The sequence below is a fragment of the Laceyella putida genome, from assembly GCF_042665195.1.
In the GTDB taxonomy this organism is placed as follows: domain Bacteria; phylum Bacillota; class Bacilli; order Thermoactinomycetales; family Thermoactinomycetaceae; genus Laceyella; species Laceyella putida.
Genome location: NZ_JBHTBW010000037.1, coordinates 18,484 through 38,572 on the forward strand (window position 1 = coordinate 18,484; position 20,089 = coordinate 38,572).

Annotated in this window: 20 protein-coding genes and 2 pseudogenes; 15 read left to right on the top strand and 7 right to left on the bottom strand. The window is 47.6% G+C overall.

The window, feature by feature from the left end; all coding sequences use genetic code 11:
• The 3 genes from cyoC to ACFQNG_RS11835 are packed head-to-tail and all read right to left on the bottom strand — an operon-like array spanning position 1 to position 3,608.
• Complete coding sequence (cyoC, locus tag ACFQNG_RS11825; RefSeq protein ID WP_379865257.1) at positions 1-597, bottom strand: cytochrome o ubiquinol oxidase subunit III; 597 nt, start codon at positions 595-597, stop codon at positions 1-3.
• Positions 597-2,567, bottom strand: coding sequence for a cbb3-type cytochrome c oxidase subunit I (locus ACFQNG_RS11830; protein WP_379865258.1), 1,971 nt, complete (start codon positions 2,565-2,567; stop codon positions 597-599). Before ACFQNG_RS11830 ends, cyoC begins: the two co-directional genes overlap by 1 nt.
• 18 nt (positions 2,568-2,585) lie before the next feature.
• On the bottom strand, positions 2,586-3,608 hold the full coding sequence (locus tag ACFQNG_RS11835) for a ubiquinol oxidase subunit II (protein ID WP_379865259.1): 1,023 nt from the start codon (positions 3,606-3,608) through the stop codon (positions 2,586-2,588).
• A gap of 583 nt (positions 3,609-4,191) precedes the next feature.
• On the opposite strand from ACFQNG_RS11835, the gene ACFQNG_RS11840 reads away from it, so the two are divergent.
• The 7 genes from ACFQNG_RS11840 (at position 4,192) to hxlB (ending at position 11,604) form a co-directional block, all read left to right on the top strand.
• Positions 4,192-5,910: an acyl-CoA dehydrogenase family protein gene (locus ACFQNG_RS11840; protein WP_379865261.1), complete on the top strand. Its 1,719-nt coding sequence runs from the start codon at positions 4,192-4,194 to the stop codon at positions 5,908-5,910.
• A 100-nt stretch (positions 5,911-6,010) separates the two neighbouring features.
• Positions 6,011-6,763 (top strand): SDR family NAD(P)-dependent oxidoreductase, encoded by a 753-nt coding sequence (locus ACFQNG_RS11845; RefSeq protein ID WP_379865262.1) that lies wholly within the window; start codon positions 6,011-6,013, stop codon positions 6,761-6,763.
• Positions 6,764-7,050: 287 nt separating this feature from the next.
• Positions 7,051-8,082, top strand: a complete 1,032-nt coding sequence (locus ACFQNG_RS11850) for a LacI family DNA-binding transcriptional regulator (RefSeq protein WP_379865264.1) — start codon at positions 7,051-7,053, stop codon at positions 8,080-8,082.
• A gap of 78 nt (positions 8,083-8,160) precedes the next feature.
• Positions 8,161-9,117 (top strand): sugar kinase, encoded by a 957-nt coding sequence (locus tag ACFQNG_RS11855; protein ID WP_379865265.1) that lies wholly within the window; start codon positions 8,161-8,163, stop codon positions 9,115-9,117.
• A 6-nt stretch (positions 9,118-9,123) separates the two neighbouring features.
• Entirely contained in the window at positions 9,124-10,407 is a 1,284-nt protein-coding gene (locus tag ACFQNG_RS11860) for an MFS transporter (protein WP_379865267.1), read from the top strand.
• Positions 10,404-11,063 carry a 3-hexulose-6-phosphate synthase gene (gene hxlA, locus ACFQNG_RS11865; RefSeq protein ID WP_379865269.1) on the top strand — a complete coding sequence of 220 codons (660 nt, stop codon included), beginning with the start codon at positions 10,404-10,406 and terminating at the stop codon, positions 11,061-11,063. Before ACFQNG_RS11860 ends, hxlA begins: the two co-directional genes overlap by 4 nt.
• Positions 11,056-11,604, top strand: coding sequence for a 6-phospho-3-hexuloisomerase (hxlB, locus tag ACFQNG_RS11870; RefSeq protein WP_379865271.1), 549 nt, complete (start codon positions 11,056-11,058; stop codon positions 11,602-11,604). The genes hxlA and hxlB overlap by 8 nt, the downstream gene beginning before the upstream one ends.
• 181 nt (positions 11,605-11,785) lie before the next feature.
• On the opposite strand, the gene ACFQNG_RS11875 is transcribed toward hxlB, so the two are convergent.
• Entirely contained in the window at positions 11,786-12,538 is a 753-nt protein-coding gene (locus ACFQNG_RS11875) for a YheC/YheD family protein (RefSeq protein WP_379865272.1), read from the bottom strand.
• 496 nt (positions 12,539-13,034) lie between these two features.
• Between ACFQNG_RS11875 and ACFQNG_RS11880 the strand changes: the two genes are divergently transcribed.
• Together ACFQNG_RS11880 and ACFQNG_RS11885 are read left to right on the top strand one after the other, a co-directional pair.
• Positions 13,035-14,087, top strand: a complete 1,053-nt coding sequence (locus tag ACFQNG_RS11880; protein ID WP_379865273.1) for a coiled-coil domain-containing protein — start codon at positions 13,035-13,037, stop codon at positions 14,085-14,087.
• Positions 14,088-14,443: 356 nt separating this feature from the next.
• On the top strand, positions 14,444-14,686 hold the full coding sequence (locus ACFQNG_RS11885; RefSeq protein WP_379865275.1) for a hypothetical protein: 243 nt from the start codon (positions 14,444-14,446) through the stop codon (positions 14,684-14,686).
• Here the strand turns inward: ACFQNG_RS11885 and ACFQNG_RS20960 are convergent.
• On the bottom strand, positions 14,674-14,910 hold the full coding sequence (locus ACFQNG_RS20960) for a hypothetical protein (RefSeq protein ID WP_452233312.1): 237 nt from the start codon (positions 14,908-14,910) through the stop codon (positions 14,674-14,676). The two genes, ACFQNG_RS11885 and ACFQNG_RS20960, sit on opposite strands and share 13 nt — an antisense overlap.
• On the opposite strand from ACFQNG_RS20960, the gene ACFQNG_RS11890 reads away from it, so the two are divergent.
• Positions 14,857-15,177: a hypothetical protein gene (locus ACFQNG_RS11890; protein WP_465261213.1), complete on the top strand. Its 321-nt coding sequence runs from the start codon at positions 14,857-14,859 to the stop codon at positions 15,175-15,177. The two genes, ACFQNG_RS20960 and ACFQNG_RS11890, sit on opposite strands and share 54 nt — an antisense overlap.
• Here the strand turns inward: ACFQNG_RS11890 and ACFQNG_RS11895 are convergent.
• Positions 15,112-15,468 (bottom strand): helix-turn-helix domain-containing protein, encoded by a 357-nt coding sequence (locus ACFQNG_RS11895; protein ID WP_379865277.1) that lies wholly within the window; start codon positions 15,466-15,468, stop codon positions 15,112-15,114. The two genes, ACFQNG_RS11890 and ACFQNG_RS11895, sit on opposite strands and share 66 nt — an antisense overlap.
• A 266-nt stretch (positions 15,469-15,734) precedes the next feature.
• On the opposite strand from ACFQNG_RS11895, the gene ACFQNG_RS11900 reads away from it, so the two are divergent.
• Positions 15,735-16,727: an asparaginase gene (locus ACFQNG_RS11900; protein ID WP_379865278.1), complete on the top strand. Its 993-nt coding sequence runs from the start codon at positions 15,735-15,737 to the stop codon at positions 16,725-16,727.
• Positions 16,728-16,748: 21 nt separating this feature from the next.
• Positions 16,749-18,176: an aspartate ammonia-lyase gene (aspA, locus tag ACFQNG_RS11905; protein ID WP_379865279.1), complete on the top strand. Its 1,428-nt coding sequence runs from the start codon at positions 16,749-16,751 to the stop codon at positions 18,174-18,176.
• Between the two features lie 73 nt (positions 18,177-18,249).
• Here the strand turns inward: aspA and ACFQNG_RS11910 are convergent, their stop codons facing one another.
• Positions 18,250-18,741: a cysteine dioxygenase gene (locus ACFQNG_RS11910; RefSeq protein ID WP_379865280.1), complete on the bottom strand. Its 492-nt coding sequence runs from the start codon at positions 18,739-18,741 to the stop codon at positions 18,250-18,252.
• A gap of 453 nt (positions 18,742-19,194) precedes the next feature.
• Here ACFQNG_RS11910 and ACFQNG_RS11915 point away from each other — a divergent pair, with 453 nt between their 5' ends.
• From ACFQNG_RS11915 to ACFQNG_RS11920, 3 genes and pseudogenes are all read left to right on the top strand, one after another.
• Positions 19,195-19,344, top strand: coding sequence for a hypothetical protein (locus ACFQNG_RS11915; protein ID WP_379865282.1), 150 nt, complete (start codon positions 19,195-19,197; stop codon positions 19,342-19,344).
• Between the two features lie 385 nt (positions 19,345-19,729).
• Positions 19,730-19,847: pseudogene (locus ACFQNG_RS20965) on the top strand (transposase); the annotation flags it as partial.
• 22 nt (positions 19,848-19,869) lie between these two features.
• Positions 19,870-20,022 (top strand): annotated as a pseudogene (locus tag ACFQNG_RS11920) (transposase); the annotation flags it as partial.
• Between the last annotated feature and the right edge of the window lie 67 nt (positions 20,023-20,089).

Consider the following 20,089-nt stretch of genomic DNA (forward strand, 5'->3'; position numbering starts at 1 on the left):
TTACATCACCCCCATCAGATAAACGACTGTAAAGATAAAGATCCACACCACATCAAGAAAGTGCCAATACAACCCGATGACGGTCACTTTTCGTTTGGTTACGGAGTTGATTCCATGGCGGCTTAATTGAATCATGATGGCAATCATCCAAACCAGGCCAACTGACACGTGAAGGCCATGTGTGCCAACCAAGGTGAAAAAGGCTGAGAGAAAAGCGTTGGTTGAAATGGTGGCGCCTTCCGATACCATTTTGGCGAATTCGTCGATCTCCAATCCGACAAACGCCAATCCCAACAGGGCAGTGACGATCAACCAGCCGATGAGAGACTTCACTTTCCCTTTGTTCATGGCCAAGACGGCAAGTCCACTCGTAAAACTGCTCGTCAAGAGGATAAAGGTTTCCGCCACAAATCCCGGCACCTCAAAAAGGTGTTGTCCGGTAAAATGGCCGTCGGTGTGCGTGCGCAACACCGCATAGGTCGCAAACAAAGTGGCGAATAAAATACAGTCCGTTACCAGGAAAATCCAGAACCCCAGGATTTTTAAGGATTCATGTTCTTCGTGGCTGTGTTCTTGATGAGAAACCGCATGTTCCATTACACGACCCTCCCCAATGAGGCTTCCGTACGCTTCACCTCGTCAACAGAGATGTAATAATCCGTTTGATATTGGAATGAACGGGCCAACAGACAAACACCAACTCCGATCAGTCCAATCACTCCCATCCAAACCCAGTTAAAGGTCAGGCCAAAGCCGGTGATGAACCAGCAGATGCCCATCAAGAACGGGATGCCGGAGTCTTTCGGCATATGAATGGGTTCAAGTTTAACCGTCTCCTTCTTGGCTCCGGCTTTTTCCATTTCTTCTTTCATGATCCACCAAGCGTCTTGCCCCTTCACATGAGGAACAACGGCAAAATTGTAATGGGGCGCCGGTGACGGAATGGACCATTCCAATGTGCGCGCATTCCAAGGGTCACCCGTTGTGTCGCGTTCACCGTGTTTGATGCTGTAAAGGATTTGCCACACTTGGAAGATGAAGCCGATCCCCATCAAGAAGGCGCCGATGGTTGAAATGAAGTTGAACGGAGCCCAACCCATGTCCCAACCGTAGGTGTAGACGCGTCGGGTCATGCCCATGAATCCCAAAGCGTATTGCGGCATGAAGCATACATAGAATCCGATGTTCCACAGCCAGAACGCCCATTTGCCCAACCGGTCGTTCAGCTTAAATCCAAACATTTTTGGCCACCAATAGTACAATCCGGCCAGATAACCAAAGACGACACCGCCGATCAACACTTGATGGAAGTGGGCGATGAGGAAATAGCTGTTGTGGTATTGGTAATCCGCGGGGGCAACCGCGAGCATGACACCCGTTGCGCCACCAACCACGAAACATGGGATAAACGCAAGGGTCCACAACATGGGTTGCGACATCTGAATCCGGCCGCGGAACATGGTGAATAACCAGTTAAAGATTTTCACGCCTGTCGGAATCCCGATAGCCATGGTCGTAATCGCGAAGAAAGTATTGACATCAGCGCCGGCACCCATCGTGAAGAAGTGGTGAACCCATGTGAAAAAGGCCAGGATGCTGATGATCATCATGGAAAACACCATCGATTTGTATCCAAAGATTTTCTTTTTCGAAAAGGTGCTCACAATTTCCGAAAAAATCCCGAATGCCGGAAGGACGACGATATACACTTCGGGATGCCCCCACATCCAAATCAAGTTGACATACATCATCGGGTTACCGCCGCCCAACATGGTGAAAAAGTGGGCGCCGAAGAAACGGTCAACAAATAAGAGCGCAAGCGTAACGGTCAACACGGGGAAGGCAAAAATGATCGAGATGCAGCTGGCGAGAGTTGACCAAGTAAACAGGGGCATCTGCATTAACTTCATGCCGGGGGCGCGCATTTTCAAAATCGTCACGATAAAGTTGATTCCCGTTGCCAAGCTGCCGATCCCGGAAATCTGAATCCCCCAAATATAGAAGTTTTGCCCGGGCCCCGGACTGCCTGAAAGCTCGGACAACGGCGGGTAACTGAGCCAACCGGCATCCGGGGAGCCACCGATCACAAAGGAAATGTTAAAGAGCGCGGCCCCAAAGGCAAACAACCAAAAGCTTACCGCATTCAAGAAAGGATAGGCGACGTCCCGCGCCCCGATTTGCAACGGAACGACGATATTAAACAAAGCAAACATGAATGGCATGGCCATAAACAAAATCATGATGGTTCCATGGGTGGTGAAAATCTCATTGTAATGTTGGGCATGCAAAATGTGCATATTTGGCAATGCCAACTGCAAACGCATTAACAGGGCGTCAACCCCACCCCTGAATAACATGAGCAACGAGGCGATCAAGTACATGATCCCGATTTTTTTGTGGTCGACGGTTGTCAACCATTCGCGCCATAACCAGCCCCATTTTTTGTAATAGGTGAGGACGAACACAACCGTTAAGATCGATAAGGCAATCAACACATCCGCGGCGTAAATCATCGGTTCGCCGGTCACGAAAAAATGGGAAGCGAAGTCTTTGATTTTATCCAGCATCTTTCCTTCTCCCTTCCGTCATTTGGACATATGCGCGTCCGTATGCGACATGTCCATCTCGGAATGATCCATCTCCGAATGATCCATCTCCGAATGATCCATCTCCGAATGATCCATCTCCGAATGATCCATCTTCGAATGATCCGTTTCGGTTTCGGAACCATGACTGTTTTTCATGTGATGTCTCATGTATTTCCCACCGTTTTTATCGATGACTTCATTGAAGAGCCCCGGTGGGTAAGATGAGAAGGACATCTTGTCGGCCAAGCCTTTTTGTGTCAATTTTTGGTATCCGTCTTTCGTCAAGGCCGGCGCTGTCTCTTTGATTTGTTTGGCCCAAGCTTCAAATTCCGATTGCGGTTTAGCGATCACTTGGAACCTCATATGGGCGAACCCTTTGCCGGTAAAGTTGGCGCCGGACCCAAAATACGTTCCCGGCTTGTCCGCTTGCAGCCAAAGTCTCATCGCCATCCCGGGCATTGTGTATTCTTGCCCTCCCAATTCAGGCACCCAAAACGAGTTCATCGGCGCATCAGATGTCAATTCAAACTGAACAGGTACTCCCGCCGGGATTTCAACATAGTTGACGGTGGCGATCTTTTGGTCGGGGTATTGGAACAGCCATTTCCAATCAAGAGAAGTGACTTGAATGGTTATGGGTTTGGCATTGGTTACGGGCGGCTTCACCAAGGCGTATGTGGATTTTGCCGTGTAAAAGCCAAGGATGGCGATAATGATCACGGGGATTCCCCACCAAATGATTTCCAGCGTTTTGCTGTCGTCCCAATCTGGCGTATAGGGTGCCGTGTTTCCGGGTTTATCCCGGTAGCGGTATATAATATATACCAGAATGGCCAGAACAGGGATGACGACAACGGCGCACAAGATCGCGGAAAGCACAATTAGGCGATATTCTTCATGAGCGACCGGACCTTGCGGATTAAGCACGAGATATCGGCTGTCACATCCCGATAACAACAGTGCCGTGATGGCAACCATCAGAGAAAATTTCCCTGATTTCAGCAGCGTGTGTTTGTTCACTTTGTTTCATCTCTCCTCTCAGAAAAGGAAGTAACCTGAGTGATTCAGGATGGCGATATTTGCATAAAGGAAGGGAACGAAGCGAATGATTGCTTTATGTCAAAAATCGATTTGTGAGAAAAATCACATATACAACGGAGTGTGTAGATTGACAGCTTTTGTCACTTCGCCTCGCACCATCTCTTTATTAAAGAAAATCAGAGTATTCAACAGATAAAGTTATTAATATAAAGCGAGATCAGTGTGATTATATCGCATTAATACTAAATCTGCATGTGATTAATATCACATATACGATGAGTTCATAAATTTATCACATTTGCTATCACAAAATGTTCATAAGTCTTCATGAATGACATGATACGAAACGATGTGGGATTCCTCAGGTGATCGTTGTCCCCACCCATTTCCGCTGGGCTCCGCTCATGTGAAAAGGTTAGAGGAAGTGTGTGTCAGTATCTTAATTAATTAACTAAATCCATCTGGCAAAGGAATGGTGATTTTATAAATAGAATATTTACATTAAACATATAAATTCTTTATTTCAAGGAGAATGATTGTTCATTCATAGGGAGGGCCAGTCATGTTGGATGATCAAAATGTCAGGGATGGAACGGATGTCAATTGGTTTGAGAGCGATTTCACGATGAAACATTATTTCCATCGATACTTGCCCCATTTGACAGAGTGGGGTGAAGAGCGGTTGATTCATTTGGGTGCCTATGCCGCAGGCCCGATGAATCAACGGGCAAATTATACCGATCGTGATGGTGCTCCAAAACTGATCCGTTATGACAGAGAGGGAAAAGAAATCAATGAGATTTGGTACAACGAAGGTTATTTGACAACGGTGGGCGATTGTTTTGAAATGGGAGTGGTTGGCTGGAGGTATCGTGAGGATGTTCCGGAAAAGATTCCTTTCTTTTATACACAACTGATGCATATGCTGATGTCTGAAGCGGAAACGGGCTTTACATGTCCTGTCGCGTTAACGATGTCGGTTGCTTTCGTTTTGGAGAAGTTTGGAAGCGAGACGCAAAAACGACAGTATTTGACCCGCTTGGCCAGCATGGAACGGCAAACGGTGATGCAGGGGGCCACTTTTTTAACGGAAATTCAGGGTGGCTCCGATGTGGGTGCGACAGGAACGAAAGCGGTGAAAAATGGCCGCCATTATCTTTTAACGGGAGAGAAATGGTTTGCCAGCAACTGTGATGCCGGAGTGTCCATCGCCTTGGCGCGTACCGGCGATCAACCGGGAACGAAGGGACTCAGTTTGTTTTTGCTGCCGAATCGTTTGGAAAATGGCGAGAAAAACCGCATTTCCATTCGGCGCTTAAAAGATAAGTTGGGTGTGAGAGCTGTGGCCAGTGGGGAGTTGATCTTGGATCAGGCAGTGGGGTTCCTGATTGGTGAAGAGAATCAAGGATTCCGATATATGGCCGAAGCGTTGAATGTTTCCCGCATGTGTACCGCCACAGGCGCCCTGGGCATATCAAGGCGGGCATTTTTAGAAGCAACGATCTACGCATCAAAAAGACAAGCGTTTGGCCGTGCAATCACAGAATATCCCATGGTGCGGCAAACGCTTCTTGATATGATTGTTGATATTGAGTTGACTTGGGCCTTAATCGCACAGATGATGCTGATGTTTGATCGTGTGCACACAAAAGGTGAAGAGACGGAAGAGAATGTGATCTTGCTCAGGCTGCTGCTGGCGATGTCCAAATACCGTGCTAGTGAACATGCGGTGAAACATGCCAAGGAAGCATTGGAACTGCATGGCGGCAACGGCTATATTGAAGAGTATGTAACCCCCCGGTTGCTGCGGGATGCGCAAGTGAATACGGTCTGGGAAGGAACATCCAATATCATGGTCTTGGAAGTCGTCAAGATCCTCTCAAAAGAAGCAAAGGGGAACCGTGGGGAAAAAAGCGCACTGTTGCATGATATTGAATCGATCTTGGCAAAGGTCACGCTTCCAAGCTTGCAAGCGGAGGTTGAGCTGCTCCGGAAGCAAAGCGCCGATGTGAATGAACATATCCGTTCCGTTTTGACAGCCAATCCTGTGGAGCAAAATGCTTATGCCCGTCTGTTATTAAATGAATTGGTTGATCTTTATTGCTGTGCCCATCTCTTGGAAGAGGCACAATACTCTATCCGGGAACATGGATCGGATCGATTGGCAAAACTGGCGCAATACGCCATCCAGCGCACTTATCGTCCCGAAGTGTACGGCATAGGGAAAAATAACTTTCCGGCGATCGATTTATATGATCAAGCCGTTTGCTATACTAAATGATACAGGCAAAGACCACAACACGTGGTCTTTTCTTATCCCCAAATAAATGAATGGATTTGGACTGAAAATTTCCGGTTTTCACATGGTGAGGAGGCTGTGCATGATGCGGACTTATGATGGAAAAGTGGCTATCATAACGGGGGCGGGGGGAGGGATTGGCCGCACCCTTGCGATGACTTATGCGAAAGAGGGAGCAAAGGTCGTCGGTATCGACAAAGACGCAATCGGATTGCAACACACCGGTGACCGGCTTCAATCTGCCGGTTGCGAAGCGCATTTACACGTTCTTGACTTAAGAAAGCCCGAAGAGATTCGTAACGCATTCGGAGAAATAGCGAAAACACTGGGCCGGATTGATATCCTGATTAATAACGCGGGACTTGGCGTGACCAAATCCCCTTACGATCTGACCGTTGAAGAATGGGACGATGTTGTGGATACCAATTTGCGGGGTACGTTCCTTTGTGCAAGGGAAGCGGCTAAAATCATGAGAACCCATGGTGGAGGTTCCATTGTGAACATCTCCTCGACGCGCGCCCTCATGTCGGAGCCCAATTCAGAGGCTTATGCCGCGTCCAAAGGGGGCATTCTCTCCCTGACCCATGCCCTCGCGGTTTCATTGGGGCCGGACCGCATCACCGTTAACGCGATTTGTCCCGGATGGATCGAAACAGGGGATTACAGCAAACTCCGGCCGGAAGACCACCAGCAGCATCCCGCGATGAGGGTGGGAAGGCCGGAAGATATTGCGCAAGCCTGTTTATACTTCACCGATCCCAAGAATAGTTTTGTCACCGGGACTCATTTAACGATTGATGGCGGCATGACGAGAAGGATGATCTATGAGAAATGAAATTGATTGAATGACTATCATGGCAGGTATGAACCTCACCCGCCAACGCAATCGCTTAGAGGCGGGGGGGTCTTGGCTTCATCCACGACATCCGGATTATCCCGGCTTGACGTAACTTGTACGCCAAATATTTTTTCACTATTCCAAAAGACCAGTTGGATCGTTTCTGAGCCTGTGGGTGGGAGATGACCCTGGACTTCCCTCTGGATTTGTGTTAATTTTTAGATATGGAACCGTTTTCAAAAACCGTTCTCATAAAATGAGTCGAAAAGGTTGCAACAAAAAAGATGGCGAAAAAAAAGCAGACTGAACGAGTGACAATCATTGATGTGGCCCGGGTTGCCGGTGTATCAAAAACAACCGTTTCCCGGTATTTGAGCGGTCAGTATCACGTCTTGTCGGAGAACACCAAACATCGGATCGAAAAGGCGATCCAACAGCTTAATTATCGGCCGAATCAGATGGCGAGAGGATTAAAAGGGGATCGCAGTTATCTCATTGGCATGGTCGTTGCTGACATTACCAACCCTTTTTCAACAGCCATTCTCAGGGGGGCAGAAGATGTCTGCAAGAAAAAGGGTTACAGCCTCATGGTTTGCAACACGGATAACGATCCGGCCAAGGAACGCGATTACATCTTTATGTTGCAGTCCCATCGCATCGATGGCTTGTTGATCAATACCACCGGCCACAACAACGAATTTTTGCGGGAGCTGGCCAATGATCGGATTCCCGTGGTTCTGGTAGACAGGAAAGTGCCGGAGCTGGGTTTTGATACCATTGGTCTGGATAATGAACAAGCGACCGGCGAAGCGGTTCATTTTATCCTTCATCAAGGATATGGGCAAGTCGCATTCTTCAGTGAACCCCTGGCGGGAGTCAGCTCCCGGCAAGAGCGCGCCGCCGTGTTTGCCCGTGTGTTGAATCAATGCGGTTATCCGGATCATCATTTGTATGAGGTGGATCTTCAATCACCGGAGCAATTAAATGATGCGCTGGATTCTTTTTTAAAGCGAACGGAAGGACGCAAGCGGGCGATTTTTGCGGCAAATGGTGTAGTGATGCTCAAGCTGATCCGCTCTTTGCAATTGAAAAAGCTAAGCATTCCAGAAGATTTGGCTGTGATGGGCTTTGATGACTTTGAATGGGCGCCACTCATCGCTCCCGGGATCACCACCATCGCCCAGCCCACCTATCAAATTGGCGTTACTGCGATGGAACGCATATTTCAGCGTTTGGACGGAGATGATTCGCCAGCGCAAAATATCGCTTTTGCAGGAAAATTAATCGTCCGGGGGTCTACTCCGCCAGTAAAGTAGTCGGCTTACCGGGGCGAGTTTTTTTCAACGTAAAATGGGAACGGTTTCATAACGGCGACGAGAAGAGAGGGAGTTGGAATGAACGGATTGGATGCGGTTACTTTCGGTGAAGCCATGGCTTTATTTGTCGCTGATCAAGTGGGTGAACTTCACCAAGTGGAACATTTTACCCGCCATTTGGCCGGGGCTGAGACGAACGTGGCGATCGGCCTTGCCAGGCTCGGTTACCGGGTCGGTTGGGTGAGCAAAGTGGGGAATGACGCCTTCGGCCACTATATTCGCGAAACATTGCTGAGCGAAAAGGTAGATATAACCAGAGTGGTTGTGGATCATCAATATCCGACCGGTTTTCAGATCAAAGCGAAAGTGACTTCCGGTGACCCCCGGGTGGAGTATTATCGCAGGGGTTCAGCGGCAAGCAAGCTCAGCGTCGATGATTTTGATTCCGAGTATTTTACCTCGGCGCGCCATTTTCATATGACGGGCATTCCCCCCGCCTTATCCGGCACAATGAGCGAGTTTGCTGAATATGCATTGGCGGTGATGAAATCGGTTCAGCGTTCGATTTCGTTCGACCCCAATTTGCGTCCCCAATTGTGGACCAGCAGAGACGAAATGATCCGCGTCATCAATTCGCTTGCTTTCCAAGCTGACTGGGTTTTACCGGGAATAGAGGAGGGACAGATTTTAACCGGCTATTCAGCGCCAAGGGATATCGCCGCTTTCTATCTTGACAAGGGGGTGAAGCTGGTCGCGATCAAGTTGGGATCTAAAGGCGCTTATTACAGAACCGCAACAGAAGAAAACGTCATCCCGGGATTTTCGGTAAAACAAGTGGTTGATACGGTGGGCGCGGGGGACGGATTTGCCGTCGGGCTCATCAGCGGGCTGTTGGATGGTGTTCCCATTTCGGAGGCGGTCACACAAGGAAATGCGATTGGTGCGCTGGCCGTGATGTCACCGGGTGATATGGACGGCTTGCCAACGCGGGACCGATTAACAACCTTTATCGATGAAAATGGCCTAAGGGAGTGAATGGACGTGGGAAAACGCGTGTTGGCTGGAAACCGTTGGCTTAGGTTGATTCCCATTGTTTTTGTAACGTATAGTTTGGCTTACCTCGATCGGGCCAATTATGGATTTGGGGCGGCTGCGGGAATGGCCAAAGATTTGCACATCACTGAAAGTGTGTCATCATTAATCGGGGCCTTATTTTTTCTGGGTTATTTCTTTTTTCAGATTCCCGGTGCCCATTATGCCGAGAAAAAAAGCGCCAAAAAACTGGTTTTTTGGTCTTTGATCCTATGGGGCTTGCTTGCAACGGCCACGGGTCTGCTGTCAAGTGTCACCGGGCTCTTAGTGGTGCGCTTTTTGCTGGGGGTTGTTGAGAGTGTTGTGATGCCGGCCATGCTGGTCTTTCTCAGCCACTGGTTCACAAAAGAGGAACGCTCCCGGGCGAATACGTTTTTGATCTTGGGAAACCCCGTAACCGTTCTCTGGATGTCGGTCGTTTCAGGCTATTTGGTGGAAGCGTTTGACTGGCGTTGGATGTTTATCATCGAAGGTTTGCCCGCCGTGATCTGGGCGTTTCTCTGGTGGAAATGGGTTGATGATCAACCCAAAGAGGCCAAGTGGTTAAGCGATCAAGAAAAACAAGACCTCACTGACACTTTGCACCGGGAACAACAGGTGATGAAACCGGTGAAAAACTACTGGGAAGCGTTTAAAACCGGCAAAGTGATCCTGCTTTCATTGCAATATTTTTTCTGGAGCGTCGGTGTGTATGGTTTCGTTTTATGGTTGCCATCGATTCTTAAGTCCGCCTCCAGCTTCGGCATTGTCGCTACGGGATGGCTCGCCTCGGTTCCTTATATCTTGGCGGTGATCTTGATGTTGGTGGCATCCCATTTTTCGGACCGCACATTAAAGCGGAAAATTTTCGTTTGGCCGTTTTTGTTGGTGGGCGCGATCGCCTTTTATGGTTCTTATGCGCTTGGGGATGCAAATTTCTGGTTGTCCTTCGTGTTGCTTGTTATCGCGGGCGGAGCGATGTATGCGCCTTACGGACCGTTTTTTGCCATTGTTCCCGAGATTTTGCCGCGCAATGTCGCCGGTGGAGCTATGGCGCTAATCAACAGTATGGGAGCGTTGGGGTCCTTTGTTGGTTCCTATGTGGTTGGCTATTTGAACGCCTTAACCGGCGGTCCAAGCACTTCTTATATCTTTATGGCCGGCTCACTCGTCATTTCCGTCATGTTAACTGTGGCGGTTAAGACGACCGCAACAGAACATCCCCGATCCCAAGAAAAGGTGAACATCTCATGAAAATACAATTGGCTCTCGATCGAATGACCATTACGGAAGCGATTCACATGGCTGAACAAGTTGATTTTTATGTGGATTGGATTGAAGTGGGCACGTCTCTCATCAAAGAATTCGGCATGGAAAGCGTAAGGGCATTCCGCTCCAGGTTTCCGGACAAGTTCATCGTCGCTGATGTGAAAACGGTTGATAACGCGGCGTACGAATTTGACATGTGCTTCTCAGCCGGTGCCGATGCGGCCACTGTGATGGGGACTTCTTCCCCGGCCACCATTGAAACCTGTGTGGAAATGGGCGGCAGACACGGAAGACAGGTGATGATCGATCTCCTTCACACAACTGAGACACAATGGAAAGCCTTAATCCAATATAAAGAGGCCATTTTCTGCGCTCATGTGAGCAAGGACCAGCAGGAAATGGGCAAACAACAACCGTCAGCGGATCAACTCCATTCCATTGTGAAGAGGTTCGGCGGATTGGAGCAGAAAATCGCGTTGGCGGGCGGAATCAATCTGGATTCACTGCCGGCCCTCATTCCAATCAGACCCGATATTCTCATTATCGGCTCCGCGATTACAAAAGCGTTTGATCCGGTGGTGGCTGCCCGCACGATCAAAGAATTCGTCATCTCATGCAAAGGAGAAAGTCGTCATGAATGAGTTGGATATCATATTGAATGAAATGCACGCAGTGCTCCAAAAAGTAAACAAACCGAGCATTGACCATGCCGTCGCTGTGTTGCGGTCCGGAAAACGGATCTTTGTTGTGGGTGAAGGGCGTTCCGGATTGATTGCCAAATCCCTGGCAATGCGCCTGATGCACCTGGGGATGACGGTTTACGTCGTGGGAGAGACGATTACGCCTTCCCTTGCAACCGGAGATGTGCTTTTCGCCGTTTCCGGGTCAGGCACAACCAAAAGTGTGCTGTTGAGCGCGCAAAAAGCCAGGGAGCTTGGTTGCCCCGTCCTTGCCGTGACAACGGATCCCCACTCCGAATTGGCTTCAGCGGCAACCGATATCCTGCATATTCCCGCCGCGACCAAATATCGCCGTGAAGGGGAACCGGCGAGTGTCCAGCCGCTCGGTTCCTTGTTTGATCAATGCGCCCATATCCTGTTTGATGCGATTTGCTTATGCTTCGCCAATCTTCATGCAGTGGATCACCGGGAGGCTTTGGCCAAGCATTCCAACTTGGAATAAGACGATGATCAACATGCGCGATTTGACACAAGAACAAGGTCTCAAAAGGGAGGACGAAGAAATGGTTGTCGGGATATTCCGGAAGAACATGGATTCTCTTTGATCGATCTGCTCATCATGTTGATTATTAACTGTATGAATACGCGGGTTGCGTTTATGGTTTTGTCACACGCGGGGAGGGTCACACGAAGGCCCTCCCCGTGTGTTTGCGAAAACTTAAGAGGTGACTGTAAAGGGGGTGGTTTAATTGTTTAAACATGCGGAGGCTCGGTTTGATGTTCACCTCATAAATCCACAATTTTCCGTTTTTGTCGATTCCAATATCCACTCCGAATTCTGAATAGGAGGGATGTTTCGCGCTGATCAGTTGCACGGCACGGGTCGCTAAGTTGGACAACTCCGCTTTTTTCCGTTCCGCTTGGGTGGTTGTGTAAGCTAAATGCGATTTCAACAGTTCGCCGAGATAAATGGGTTTGCCACCGCTGCTCCGATTGGTGACGACGTTTTTGGTGGGAGCGATGCGAGCTGCCATGGCCGCTGTTGTCCATGCATGTTCCAAGTGGACGAGGTGAACACGAATATCTACCATCTTGCCTGCAGGGGTTTGGCTGACGATGCCTTGTTGAATAAGGTATGGGCGTTTCATTTTGATGTGTCGGATGCGCCGGTGCAATGGGGTCAGATCCTTAAAGGCGTATGTCTCTTTGGTGTCGCGCGAGCGAAGGAGATAGTGGCCGTCTGGTTGCTTGTCGATGCGCATCGCACCCTTCCCTTGGCACGAGTTGTCCGGTTTAAGATAGAGAATGGAATATTGATCGAGCATGGCGCGCAGGTTTTGTACGGAATATGGGAGGGTTGCGGGAAGAGATGAGGCGACCCTCCTGTCTTTTTGTAAAAGGGCCAAATTATTCAGCTTGCTTATGACACTTCCCACTAAGATCCCCCCATCCATCTTGGTGAATGGGCCAAATTCCGATATTGGAAAGTGTCGGATGGCCTTTTTCGGACAAAGCAGAAGATCTTTGGGAGCGACTCGGCGCAATTGTGCGTTTGACGATTGTTGATCACGCGGTTCAAAAAAATTCCCCTTTCTCTTTCGTGTTTTTCTCCATCTTATGCTGGGTTCATTCATTTGCTTGGATGTATGGATCGATGTTTAAACCCACGTCGGCTATTTTCTCCTTGCAAGCGAGAAAATCCCTGGCTTTTAAGTCCCATTTTTTTTGAAAATCCATTTACAAACACATGTTCGTATTGTAATATATAAATATCGAGAGCGGGAGGTGGCAACCCCTTTACATAAATGGACGAATTGCAATATTTGATGGGTTGTTTTGCCAAGCTTGCCGATAGAAAATAGACCCAATATAAAAATTTGTTTTGCAACGGACATGATGTACAGCTAGAAATTCAACAAAAGGAGAAAAAAGATGGGTAAAGTCACAGAAAAAGACACCAAAGCTACGATCCTGGCGGCACTTCGTGAGGCAGAGAAAAAGATTGCTGAACTGGAGAAAGGGAAGTTAAATCCCGTTGCGGAAACGGCAGCCAAAAAAACGGCTGAAACCATAGCCAAAGCAAATGCGATTGTGGAAGTGAGCATTGAAGAAAAAATCACCGACTTGTCTAAATCCGTCACCAATCTCCTTGGCAAAATCAGTGAAGATATCATTGAACAAACCAACAATCTTCAAACGATAAAAGACGCCATTGCCATTAAAGAGGCAGAGCTGAAGGAATTGTTTGGCATTGAAAAACAAGCGCATACCCTTGCCGCACTGGTAAATGCCCATCAAGAATTGAAACTGGAACAAGAAAAGGAGTTGGCAGAGGCGAAAGAGAAAGCCACCGCTGAGCTTGCCGAGATCGAAAACTCCATTAAAACCGCACGGGAGCAATACGAAGCTCTTGTTAAAGAGCAAAAGGCAAAATTGGCGCAAAGCCAAAAGCGTGAAGAAGAAGAATTCAAATATGACTTCGAAAGACACAAAAAACAAGCGTTTGACAATCTGGAAGATGAGTTGACCAGCAAGCGCAAAGCTTTTAACGAGGAACTGGAAAAAACAAACGCTGAACTAAACGCACACAAAAAATCTCTGGATGAACGTGAAGCCGCCATCGAAAAGCGCGAACAAAAAATGGACGCCCTTGAAGCGGAAGTCGCTTCCATTCCCGCCAAATTGGATGAGGTGAAAGCGGAAGCCAACGCGAAAGCGGAAGCGGAAATCAAGAAAGTTCTTGCTATTCGAGAAGCGGCTTTCAAAAAAGAAATCGAAGCTGACAAACGGATTCTTGAAACAGAGCGTGACAATCTCAAAACCCAGCTTGAAGCGGCAAATGAAACGATTGCCACCCTGCAAGCCAAATTGGATGAGGCATACAAGCGCATTCAAGAAATGGGTATCCAAATGGTGTCCAGTTCCAACGAATCCAAAGCCTTTGACAAGATTGCCGCGCTTGTTTCCGACAAGAATAACAAATGATGCTTTTCAAATGATGGCAGAGATTTTGATTATGTAGGATAAAACGGCTTTCTTGTCACAGTGGAGGCAACAGGTGAGCCGGTGCCCATATCAAATGCGAAACAAGCCCATGAACATCGGAAAAAAGAGGTCATGGGCTTGTTTTTGCATTGCCAAAATGGTTTAAACCCAAACGCGAATGGTAAAGTGGGTGACAACCAACACATCATTTGCAATCCCTTACATGATGGGGAAACTCTCCTCCTTTCAGTGCTGCCCCCCATCTAATTCCCGGTCGCCAATTGTCGGAAGATTCGCATGAATGCGTTCGTGAGTGTTTTCGCTCGGCTTCTCCTCCAAGGAACCGAAGGGCAAAAATGTTGGAAGACCTGAAGGATGCGCGCTTACGGGGATTGGCTTATTATGAAGCGGGGGCGCGATTTGCATTGGACGATAAAGTAATGCAAAAAGTCATTGAAACCCTGAAAATCGATTCGGTCCGACTGAAAGAAACCTTGCGCCATCAGAATGGATTCGTCGATGTGGTGAAGGAACACATCTTGTCCGCGATCAAGGTCAAAGAACTGGACAACCAGGGACAACTCCTTCATTCCCTTTGATCAGGCAACGTGATCATTCTGGGTGAAGGCTGGCCCCGGGCCTTTGCCGGTGATGTTTCCGGCGGCGCGGTGCGGTCCGTTTCCCACCCCACCTCGCAAACCGTCGTCCGCAGTCCCCAGGACCGCTTCACGGAACGATTCACATCAATCAGTCTCTCATCCGCCGTCGGCTGAAAAGCCCGAACGTCCGCGTCAAAGCGATGAATATTGGCAGTATGAGCCACACGGTTGTCAGTGTGATGTACATCGAGGGCATCGCTGATCCGCTATGTAGTCGTTTCGGGCAATGTTATTGTTGTTTGAAATGGGATCTTCTTGCTTCATCGCTCTCGTTAACCATTGTTGATTCCTTCATTTTTGAAACGGCGAAAGGACAAAAAACTTGTTTGCCGCTTACCTGTCTGCATAGCGACATGGAGAGAGATTCAATCCCCTTCTATTTCTCGTTTAGCCCGAATAAAGGCGATGAATTGGTTTATTTCCCCAGCTGAAAGGACTTTTCCATCCACAGCCAGTTCTGTCCCCGAACATTTCGTCAATTCCAGTTTATCGATGATTTGGTTCCGGTGGGGAAGAAAGGTTGGATTATCCACACGGCCGATGAGATAGTCAACGGAGGTTTCAAACAAGTCAGCTATAGACTTTATGGCTTCCAATGAAGGTTGGCGATATCCCGATTCATATCCCGCATACGTGCTTTTCGCAATCCCAAGCCGATCAGCCGTATATTGCAGTGTCCATTTTTTGCTCTTTCTTAATTCAATGACTCTATCTAATATCATCGCCTCTCCCCCTCTTTCTCTCAGATTATTATAACACCAGCAACTCAATGAATAAATAAAAATGTTCGCGTAACGAATACTTTTCTATTGATTATTGACGGTTTCGTCCATATAATTACTATTGATTATACGCGTATTGCGTACACAGTGGTTTGAACGCCATCGCAGCTTGTTTGCGGGTGGAGATTGCATCTTGTGCTTGCGTCCTGTTTTGAGAAGAGTTAATTGTCTGTTTTTGACAATAGCGCCTTAAAGAGGTGGAGAATATGAAAAAGTTGCTGTTAGTGGCCACTGGCGGAACGATCGCTTCAGTGGAGGGAACAGAAGGACTGGCTCCTCGCATGAAAGCCGAAGAATTGATGAGTTATTTGCCGGTGCAAAATCAGAGCTGTCAGGTTGAAAGTAAACTTTTGATGAATATGGATAGCACCAACATGCAACCTGAGTCTTGGGTGAAAATTGCGGAAACGATCTATGAGAATTACGACCGTTATGACGGTTTTGTCATCACGCATGGAACGGACACCATGGCCTATACCTCGGCGGCTCTGTCTTATATGTTGCAAAATCTGACGAAACCCATTGTCATTACAGGTTCTCAAGTTCCCATCAGCTTTGGGAGAACCGATGCCAAGAAAAACATGGCCGATGCGATCCGCTTTGCTTGTGAAAAGATAGGCGGGGTTTTTATCGTTTTTGACGGCAAGGTCATCCAAGGGACAAGGGCTGTCAAAATGAGAACCAAGAGCTATGATGCGTTTGAAAGCATTAATCATCCTTATGTCGCTTATATCGACGGATTGGATGTGAAATATGGCAAACCAATCAGTCCACCAAAAAATGTCGTGCTTAAACTGGATACTTCCTTATGTCCGGATGTTTTTGTGATGAAATTGGTTCCGGGCGCAAAACCGGAGCTCTTTGATTGCCTGAAACAGTTGTATAAAGGGATCATCATTGAGAGTTTCGGCAGCGGTGGCATTCCATTTCAAGGCAGAAATCTCCTGCCCAAATTACAAGAGATGAGCTCGATGGGAATGGCCGTTGTGATCACAACGCAATGTCTGGAAGAAGGAGAAGATGTGGGTCTGTATGAAGTGGGGCGGAAAGCGGCCCAAAACATGATCATTCTTTCTAGGGATATGAACACAGAGGCCATTGTTCCCAAATTGATGTGGGTTTTGGGGAAAACGCATGACCTTCATGAGGTCAAGCGAATGATGGAAACACCGATTGCAAATGATATCACACCTTATTAGAAAAGAAAGCGGGTATCTACGATGATGAACATACAGTCATATCGAACGGAAAAAGATTTTCTTGGAGAAAAGCAAATTCCCGCAGAAGCATATTATGGAATTCAAACCTGGCGAGCGAACGAAAACTTTCCCATTACGGGATACCGCCTTCACCCGTCCCTCATCTGCGCCATCGCGATGGTGAAGAAAGCAGCCGCTCTGGCCAACATGGAAACCGGTCGGTTAAATCCCCGCTTCGGCAAGGTGATTGTCACGGCCGCCCAGGAAATCATCGATGGCAAGTGGCATGATCAATTCATTGTCGACCCGATTCAAGGAGGGGCCGGGACATCCATCAACATGAATGCCAATGAGGTGATTGCGAACAGGAGTCTGGAACTTTTGGGCGAAGAAAAAGGAAATTATTTTTTGCTGAGCCCCAATACGCATGTAAATATGTCCCAATCCACCAATGACGCTTTTCCGACTGCGATTCATATCGCCACCCTCATTCTATTGGACAAATTGTTGGAAACGATGAAATGGATGCATGAGGTGTTCGTGAAAAAAGCGAAAGAGTTTGACCATGTGATCAAAATGGGTCGGACTCATCTTCAAGACGCCGTGCCCATCCGCCTCGGTCAGGAATTTGAAGCGTACAGCCGGGTGTTGGAACGCGACATCAAGCGGATCAAACAATCACGCCAGCATTTATATGAGGTGAATATGGGGGCAACGGCTGTCGGCACAGGATTGAATGCGGATCCGCGTTATATCGAGAGGGTTGTGGAACACCTCGCCGAAATTAGCGGATATCCCTTGGTAAGTGCGGAACATCTGATCGACGCCACGCAAAACACAGATGCCTATACTGAAGTTTCCGCCGCTTTGAAAGTGTGTATGATGAATATGTCAAAAATCGCCAATGACTTGCGATTGATGGCTTCCGGCCCTCGTGTGGGATTGGCTGAGATTGTGTTGCCGGCCCGTCAACCCGGTTCATCCATCATGCCGGGGAAAGTAAATCCCGTGATGGCTGAAGTGATCAATCAAGTCGCTTTTCAAGTCATCGGCAACGATCATACCATCTGCCTGGCATCCGAAGCGGGACAGCTCGAATTAAATGTGATGGAGCCGGTCCTTGTGTTTAACCTGCTGCAATCAATCAGCATTATGAATAATGCTTTCCGCGCTTTTACGGAAAACTGTTTGGCCGGGATTAAAGCCAATGAGGAAAGATTGAAGGAATACGTGGAAAAGAGTGTGGGGGTCATTACGGCGGTAAACCCGCATCTCGGGTATGAAGTGGCCGCACGAATAGCCAGGGAAGCGATTCTCACCGGCCAATCCGTTCGTGAATTATGCTTGAAATATGATGTCTTGACGGAAGAGGAGCTGGATCTGATTTTGGATCCATATGAAATGACGCATCCCGGAATCGCCGGGGCTTCCTTGTTAAACAACCAATAGGAAAAATAAAGAGTAGATGAAAACAAGGGATCATCTGAAGTGGATGATCCCTTGTATTGTTTTTGTTGCAAGTTTAACCTCCGTTTTGAGCCCCCATCGTTTCGTCCAGCGAATAAAACTTTGTCTCCCGCAAGGGCGGAGTGTAGAGATGAAAAGAGATGAGCGGTTTCGGGCACGGATTGTACATGGAGTGAATCTCCCCATAGTTGCAGTAAATAAAATCCCCCGTCTTATGCCATTGTTCCCGTGTGAGGGACGGCCTGGCTGGGTTGGTATACTTCCTGTTCACTAAGCTTCCTGACACTACGTGAACGCAACAGACGGACTCTCCGTGATCGTGAATGGGCGTTGCTGTGAATGGGGGAAGGTTGATGACAATGGCCTCAAACAGGTCGGAGCGGAAGATGACATTCCTGCCGTAATGAAGAGGGGGAGCGGGGGGGGATATATATGAATCCAAGCGTTCCAAGGTGCAGTCGGTTTTTTTGATCGTTTGTTTCAATATTTTGAAATCAGGCTTTGCCAGATCTCGCAAAAACCTGTTTAAACACTCAACGATATTCACAAAATCTCCTCCTATGCGGGAAAATTTGTTGATAATGATGAGTGACTTAGTCGAGATTCATGATGGAAAATGATCTGTATTCACTACAGTACGAACCGGCTTTGTTTTTCATGAATGATTTTTGCAGAAAAACAGGTGAAAAAGTACATATGAAGGGGCGTAGTCTCACACCAGACATGTCTGCATCAGGCCTAATGCAGGCCGGAATCTATTTCGTTAAAAAATTTATATTGTCATAATTTTATTATACCATACATACTTCAACGAAACTTTTTTGTGTGAACATCTTTTGACGTAAAACTAGTTAATTTGAAAGAGGCGTACCGGCAGGCATTTTTTCCGGATGAATGGGGCATCATTTTTAGTGCAAAAGATTTAACCTTTAATGTTTGCTGCATCAACGAGAAAAAAATGAGGAATCTGAAACAATAGGTGGATAAAGGTGGAGTGATCATGGAAGACAGATCGGAGCAATATATCATCCCTGACCTGAAGGGAAATCAACAAATCATCAGCAGAGTGGCTGAGCTGGAACAAGAAATATCCCAATTGCTCAACAAGGATGTTTCTTTGATTGTGTATCTAAAAGAAGCCAACCGCTAAATCCGGGTTGGGAAGAAGGGATTGATGGTGGCATACCCGGCTGGTTCCGGGTGACCATGCTTCAAGCAACAGCGAAAGGAAATGGTTGATGGTCGATGGAAAAGAAGTGTTTGATGCTGCGTATGTCGATAAAATCATGGACAAGTGAAGTCGGCCGTACAAAAACAAGCAAAGCGCATGGATGTGTTAATCAGGTAACGTAAACCTCAGCCAGTTTGATGGCTGAGGCATTCTTTTTACAGATTTTTGCTGGCTGAAAGCCCACGGTTTCAATCGTGGGATGAAAGACGGCGTTGCTCGGTATCCCCATAAAGGGGATGCTTAGAGCAACTATTTTTTATCTTTTGATGTTGCAGTTTGCGGATCGAACGGTTAGGATCTGGATATGGAACAAGACGACAGAAGAACAAGAACAACGGTCTCTTTAATCAACTATCATTTTGTTTTCTGTCCGCGCTATCGAAGAAAAGTACTGGTGAAATGAAGTAGAAGAGCGATTCAAGGAACGGGTGACCGGCAAAAGTGAAAGGAGTGACTTCAAGAAGACTGAGACAAGAATTTAAGCATTTGCCCCATCTGGTAAGTCTTTGGACACGTTCTTTCTTCGTTAGTACAGCAGGAAATGTATCAAGTGAAACCATTAAACGCTATGTAGAATCACAGAAGACAAGGGGGTGAAGAATAATCAGAATCTAAAAATAGAGAAAGCGGGAGCTTTCTACACGGTTGCTTTTCCCACTCTAGA